9 protein-coding genes are annotated in these 6,093 nt (G+C 38.4%); 1 reads left to right on the forward strand and 8 read right to left on the reverse strand.

Annotated elements, in window-relative coordinates; all coding sequences use genetic code 11:
• Nucleotides 1-260 precede the first annotated feature (260 nt).
• On the reverse strand, nt 261-692 hold the full coding sequence (gene tnpA / locus C942_RS23960) for an IS200/IS605 family transposase (protein ID WP_036801747.1): 432 nt from the start codon (nt 690-692) through the stop codon (nt 261-263).
• 248 nt (nt 693-940) lie between these two features.
• Between tnpA and C942_RS25390 the strand changes: the two genes are divergently transcribed.
• Nucleotides 941-1,102 carry a hypothetical protein gene (locus tag C942_RS25390; RefSeq protein WP_198287513.1) on the forward strand — a complete coding sequence of 54 codons (162 nt, stop codon included), beginning with the start codon at nt 941-943 and terminating at the stop codon, nt 1,100-1,102.
• 94 nt (nt 1,103-1,196) lie between these two features.
• Here C942_RS25390 and C942_RS23965 read toward each other — a convergent pair whose 3' ends face one another.
• The 7 genes from C942_RS23965 to C942_RS25565 all read right to left on the reverse strand — a co-directional run.
• On the reverse strand, nt 1,197-1,703 hold the full coding sequence (locus tag C942_RS23965; RefSeq protein WP_007471418.1) for a hypothetical protein: 507 nt from the start codon (nt 1,701-1,703) through the stop codon (nt 1,197-1,199).
• 165 nt (nt 1,704-1,868) lie between these two features.
• Complete coding sequence (locus C942_RS23970) at nt 1,869-2,969, reverse strand: ComEC/Rec2 family competence protein (RefSeq protein WP_007471419.1); 1,101 nt, start codon at nt 2,967-2,969, stop codon at nt 1,869-1,871.
• A gap of 134 nt (nt 2,970-3,103) precedes the next feature.
• On the reverse strand, nt 3,104-3,616 hold the full coding sequence (locus C942_RS23975; RefSeq protein WP_036801750.1) for a hypothetical protein: 513 nt from the start codon (nt 3,614-3,616) through the stop codon (nt 3,104-3,106).
• A 129-nt stretch (nt 3,617-3,745) separates the two neighbouring features.
• Nucleotides 3,746-4,159: a hypothetical protein gene (locus tag C942_RS23980; protein ID WP_157372684.1), complete on the reverse strand. Its 414-nt coding sequence runs from the start codon at nt 4,157-4,159 to the stop codon at nt 3,746-3,748.
• Between the two features lie 19 nt (nt 4,160-4,178).
• Nucleotides 4,179-4,607 carry a hypothetical protein gene (locus tag C942_RS23985; protein WP_036801753.1) on the reverse strand — a complete coding sequence of 143 codons (429 nt, stop codon included), beginning with the start codon at nt 4,605-4,607 and terminating at the stop codon, nt 4,179-4,181.
• 224 nt (nt 4,608-4,831) lie between these two features.
• Nucleotides 4,832-5,503, reverse strand: coding sequence for a class I SAM-dependent methyltransferase (locus tag C942_RS23990; protein ID WP_232428215.1), 672 nt, complete (start codon nt 5,501-5,503; stop codon nt 4,832-4,834).
• A gap of 297 nt (nt 5,504-5,800) precedes the next feature.
• Nucleotides 5,801-6,093, reverse strand: a 293-nt coding sequence (locus tag C942_RS25565) for a hypothetical protein (RefSeq protein ID WP_232428216.1), incomplete at its 5' end; no start/stop codon positions are given.

Genomic DNA, 6,093 nt, shown 5'->3' on the forward strand with positions numbered 1-6,093 from the left:
CCATGTAGCCTGCAATAAGGTGTGCCCCACTAAACCAGCAAAGCGCACCGAACTTCATACCAGAACCGCCGAGTGTAAAGTCACCTTGATGCCTTTGTTAGGCATTTCCACGTGCGCTGTCCTAACTTGGGAAATGAACTCTCAACGCATCCCGCCTTCAAACATGGGACACAACAACCTCGAAGTTAAATGACCTCCGGCAAAGCCGGAGGCTTATTAGATGACGCCCTCAAAGGGCTAAAGTAAGCGCCTAAGGCGCATCAAACCCCAAACTTCAACTGGTCAAGGTGGCAATCCTGCTCTTCTTGATCTCGGATATAAGCTCGTACCATTTCCTCATCAAGACCAACGGTTGAAACAAAATAGCCTCTCGCCCCAAACGCCTCACCTGTGAAATTTCTCTGTTTTCCTTTGACGTTTCTGGCTATCGATATAGCACTTTTCCCTTTCATGTAACCAACTACATGTGAAACTGACAACTTGGGTGGAATACTGAGGCACATATGTACATGATCTTTCATCAAATGCCCCTCTTCAATAACTATCCCTTGTCGTCGCGCTAGCTCATGAAAGACATCACCAAGATGCTTTCTAATCGCACCAAATATCACTTTCTGTCTTTTCTTGGGAATAAATACAATATGGTATTTACAATCCCATCGCGTATGAGACAAACTTTTATAATCTCGCATAGGTTATTCCTTCTTACTCTTGGTCGAGTTCAGAAAGTACCTTTACCGCGGTAAAGGTAAAACCTATGCGAGTCTCCCCGGCATAGCCGGGGGTTTACCCATAATTAATTATATTTTCCCATGAACTATCAACGATTTGAACCAAATACATTTGCATTACAACCTAGTGAGGAGTTCATTTAGGCTGCATCTCCGGATTGATAACCAAAGAAACCGACAGCCCTTTCACTGTATTGTAACGATGAATAATGCGGTGGTTCATTGCCAGAGTTAAAGGCCGCAATGAATCAGATAACCTACGTTTCGCCATTCGTTATGGACAGCCTTACGATGAACGAATGCCCTTTGTGGCATCGTTCTTGAGCGAAGAAATAACCAATAAAAACATAGTGGCTTTTCAGCATGCCTAACGCCGAGCATAAGGTGCGCCACGACTAACCCACCAAGCCCACTAAACTCCAAACCAAAACCGCCGAGTGTAACAAAGTCACCTTGATGCCTTTGTTAGCTGATGTTCTTTTTCCTTGCGGTTAACAAAGCAGCGATAAAAATTAGCGCAAGGACATCTATAGCGATATATCCTGAAGTAAAACTTTCGGGATAATTTTCAATTGAAAATCCAGGACTAACATATGCGTTAAATACAAACCCGGAAACATCACCCCAGAAAACCTTTAAGCATGCACCACCAATACCAGAGTAATTTACTTCCAAACCATTTACGGAGAAACTTACAACTTGCAATAATTGATTAACAATTGAAATCCAATACAAATGTACTTTACCTTTTATTGCCGTTACACCAGCAATAAAATTTAGCAAAACAAAAGCACATGCAAGTGTAAACTGTAATATCCCTTCAAAAGTGCCCAAAAACAATGCACCAATAATTACAATTGATGCAAGTATTTGAAATACACCTACAAGCTTAACCCTCTTCTTTGCAACAGCGTAACCACACTCATCATTAGAACGCTTAACATCCTCACAATTCTTTTCTATTTCTACCATCTTTTACTCTTAGTATTTATATATTCAAACCATAATAACATTTATTTAAATGATACATCAGCTAACGCCGGGCATAAGGTGCGCCACGACGAACTTACCAAGCACACTGAAACTCCATGCCAAAACTGCCGAGTGTAACGCGTCACCTTGATGCCTTTGTTATAGCTATATGAAACTCAGAACCCCACTCTCTTCAGAGCAAGCAGCCGCAGGCTTAATGACTTTTTTACTCTTTATTACTGGGTTAGTGTAATACGTTCTAACTTTATTATTATCTAATAAATCAATAATTTCATGATGAGGGAGAGGATCATTAGAACGACCAAACTTCCTGTTTTTATGGCTAACTATTGCTACTTCAGGGTTTATATAGTCAAGAATAAAATCTGATAGATTCCCTCGACTACCATGATGTGGAACTTTTAGATACTTCGCTGAAATGCTATTTAAAGTATACCGTCTTTGCGGTGTTGGATGATAACTTCTCTTTATAATTCGATGAAAAACAGATTGGTCTGCATCTCCAGTAAAAAGCCAATTTCCTGAACGATCTAAGTATTTAAATACAATACTTGCTTGATTTGCTGTAAGTTCAAAGTGTGCATCTGCGTAATAAGCAGATGATTCAATTGAATTACCTGAAACTCTTACACTTAAACTAATAAAGAAATTGTGAACAAACATTCTTGCTTGATTCAAATACTCTATGTTATCTCCAAGTTGCTCTTCACTTAATGGTGAGTTGTAATTTATTATGCTTTCAACAGGCAAATCAAAACCGTAATTGTTCAATATATCAAGAGCTTGCTCAATGTCATGATCATCATCCGTATCAAGTAACCTTGAAAAGTAATGATAAGGAGACTTTGGAGGGTTTAATACCGTTATATGTTGACAAAGTTTATCACCTTCTCCGACAAGGTTGACATTTTGAATTTTCTTATTTTTTCTCCAATCAAGAGAGCCATATTTTGAGGGGATTTTCTTTTTTATGAACTTTGCTATATTCAATATTTCAGGAAGATAAAATGGAATTGTTAGGCTTTCAATATCCTTATCTCTGTATACTTTAGGGAAACCGCCTATATGATCCTTATGCGAATGCGTCAACATTAAGTGATACTTATCACCTACTAACTTATTTGCAACTTTTGCGCTTTGGGGACCAACATCAACTAGAAGTGGTATATCACCATATACACAAGACACACTAGGCTTCAAAAGAAATGAATCACCTTGTCCAACATTAAAAACATCTACTTTCAATTATCTACACCTCAATAAATATATAGCTATAACGCCTGGCATAAGGTGCGCCACGACCAACTCACCAAGCCCACTAAAATCCAAACCAAAACCGCCGAGTGTAACAAAGTCACCTTGATGCCTTTGTTAGCTGCCTACACAACGTCCAACTTGATCGCAACATCCTCGCCTACACTGGCATTTATAAGATCAGTGTAAAATTCTTCACTTTCCTGTTCTTCAAATACTCCAACAATGAAGTCTTTGCTTGTATTCCAAGTTTTAAATGGGGATAAGTCAGAACTAACTTCCGCATTTAAGTCTTTACATAGCGTCGTGTAGAAATCGTATTGGTATAACATTAACTGTTCCCAGTCTTCCTCAGAACTTCCTTGCATTAACTCTGAGAGCTTGTTGTATGACTGGGATAATGCATCAACCATGTTCTCCTCTACGTCAACAACCCACTCCGAAGGACTCCACTTAAAATCATTTTCATTGCCAATTATGTTGTAACCAAAACATGGTTGACCGATCGTTTGGCAATCGCAGTAAAATAGCCAAAAACCAGCCACATAGACTTCGCCAGATACATATGTATTTTTCGCTATAGTTTTTCTTATCTGCTTTTCTATTTCTATAAAAACTTTTTCTATTTGATTATTCATTACTTCTGCCTATTTGCAGCTAACGCCAACCATAAGGTGTGCCCCACCAAACCATCAAAGCACAGCGAACTCCATACCAAAACCGCCGAGTGTAACGCATCACCTTGATTGCCTTGTTATGGCAATTTGTTAATGAACAACGTATTCTTTAGGGCAAACACCGATATTACTATAATCTTCTTTAGTATCTAAAAGTAAAATATCAACATCCTTCATTAACCATTTTGGTTTATGGTTAGAAAACTCAACATTAATAGCTATAGGTTTTCCATCATTATCCAAACCATTCACCGTCAAACAACCATAACCTTTATATAAAGATTCCTTATAGCTTATTATCCTCTTCATGTTTTCTTTGAACAATAACTGATCAATTATAAAAGGATTATCAATATCAACATCAGCTACTAATTTGTCATCGAAAAAATCACGATATATAAGCTTAATATTATCTCTTTTGGCATCGACAAGATAACTTTCATAGAAAAAGAAAAGCGAGCCTTCATTATAATTTGATGAGCAACCAGATAATAAGACAAACAAAAAAAACAACACCCTCATATTATTTACCCATGGCTTTTGCCAGTTGTTCTTCTATATAAGCTGGTCGACCTTTTATCCTACGGGCAACGATACATAGTAAACCAGAGCATGACAACAACAGCTCTTCAATATTAAAGCTCCCTTTAATAGAAGTACTAATTAAACCAAGGTGTAATGTTGCTGTATAAGATACCGACCCAGAGCCTTCTTTTTTGAAACTTACTGCTACTCTTTTCACCTGAAGCCCGAGTTCTTCGATAGCATCTTTACCGCTAAAGGTCACCACTCCAACTTTACCTGATAAAATAGAATTACCACGACTATCAACAGTTAACTTTGCAGTTCCAACATCTAACATAATCGAAGTTGTTAACCCTTTATTGCTTGAATATGCAATCTCGATCAATTTTGCAATAGTTAATTTGATCTCTTTATCATTAACACTCATAATAAAATCCTATAATTTACAAATGAGTGCATATCCTAAGATCGTGTGATTCATAAACAAAAACATCAGTTTCAACAATCGCGGTTGATATCTCTTTTATATGAGAGATGTGTGTAAGTTCATAGCCATAACGCCTGCGATAAGGTGTGCCCCACCGAACCAGCAAAGCGCACCAAACTTGAAACCAAAACCGCCGAGTGTAACGCATCACCTTGATTGCTTTGTTATAATTCGGCTTTTCGAAGGACTGCTAAATAATTTCCATCATCCTCAACCCGAACAATCTCAGTTCGAAAACCACATTGTTTTGCCAAGCTTTCCAATGAGAGTCTATCAATATCCAACCAGTTTACAGCAGCACCTTTTACACCAGAGAATTCAAAACTAACTTTTCGCGTTACAGGTTGATTTGCATTACTAATAGAGTTAAGGACAATTTGACCAGTCTGTGACAAATTATTTTTTGCCAACTGTAAAAATAATAACAGCTTAGATACTGTACCCACAGCTCCTATACTACGACCTAATAAGAGCCAGGTGTCAAAACATGCATCAAGCCTACTTTCAAAAATATCCTGATTTATGACTGAGTTAATTCCTCGGGCAGTCATAATCCGGCATGCAGCTGCTGACACATCTAATGCTGTAATATCGAAGCCATTGTTTTGAAGATAAATTGATTGCTCACCAACACCTGCACCAATATCAAGAACTTTACCTTTACATAAAGTCAGAGCCAGTTTATCTATAGGGTAATAATCGGCCGGACGAAAGAAAACAGAAACTGGCAGCTCATAAGGTTCAAATCCTTCTGTATGCACGAGCAGAGCTGCATCACTATTACCACTTGAGTATGAAAGAAGAGCATTACCGAAAATATCCAAGCCATTTTCCACTGAACCTACCTCCGAATTATAACGTCTGCGATAAGGTGTGCCCCACTGAACCGACAAAGCACACCGAACTCCAAACCAAAACCGCCGAGTGTAACGCATCACCTTGATTGCCTTGTTATGGCAAACTCAAGGAATTTTAGTTACTTACCAGATACGCTACCGCTACAGAAATATCTGCTCGAACGCAGCCAGTTTATCCTACCAATAAAAACCAGAACAAAAATTTGTACTTAACTTCATGAACCAACAAGCAAAATCAGTAGCAACTGGACAGAGAATTGATCTTTACCAACAGGTTTAAATCAGAAGCTTCGGGAATAATGGCAAAAAAATGAAACTTGATAATCCGAAGCCCAATTTTGATAGTTTTCTTTCGAAGATGTTTATGGGATTTCTGATAACAAACACAACTGTAAAATCAAGCGTGCTGCGGACAAAGCCCGCTAAATTACAGTTCGTTATACACTGAAAGCGTTCAGTTATATCGCCTGAGAAGTTCGGCTTGATAGCCGCTAAGCTTGACCCACCGAACTTGAAGCAAAAACCACGTTGCCTGTACTTTTTGTGCCATAACGCCCGCAATAAGGTGC

Source organism: Photobacterium marinum (assembly GCF_000331515.1).
Classification (GTDB): Bacteria; Pseudomonadota; Gammaproteobacteria; order Enterobacterales; family Vibrionaceae; genus Photobacterium; species Photobacterium marinum.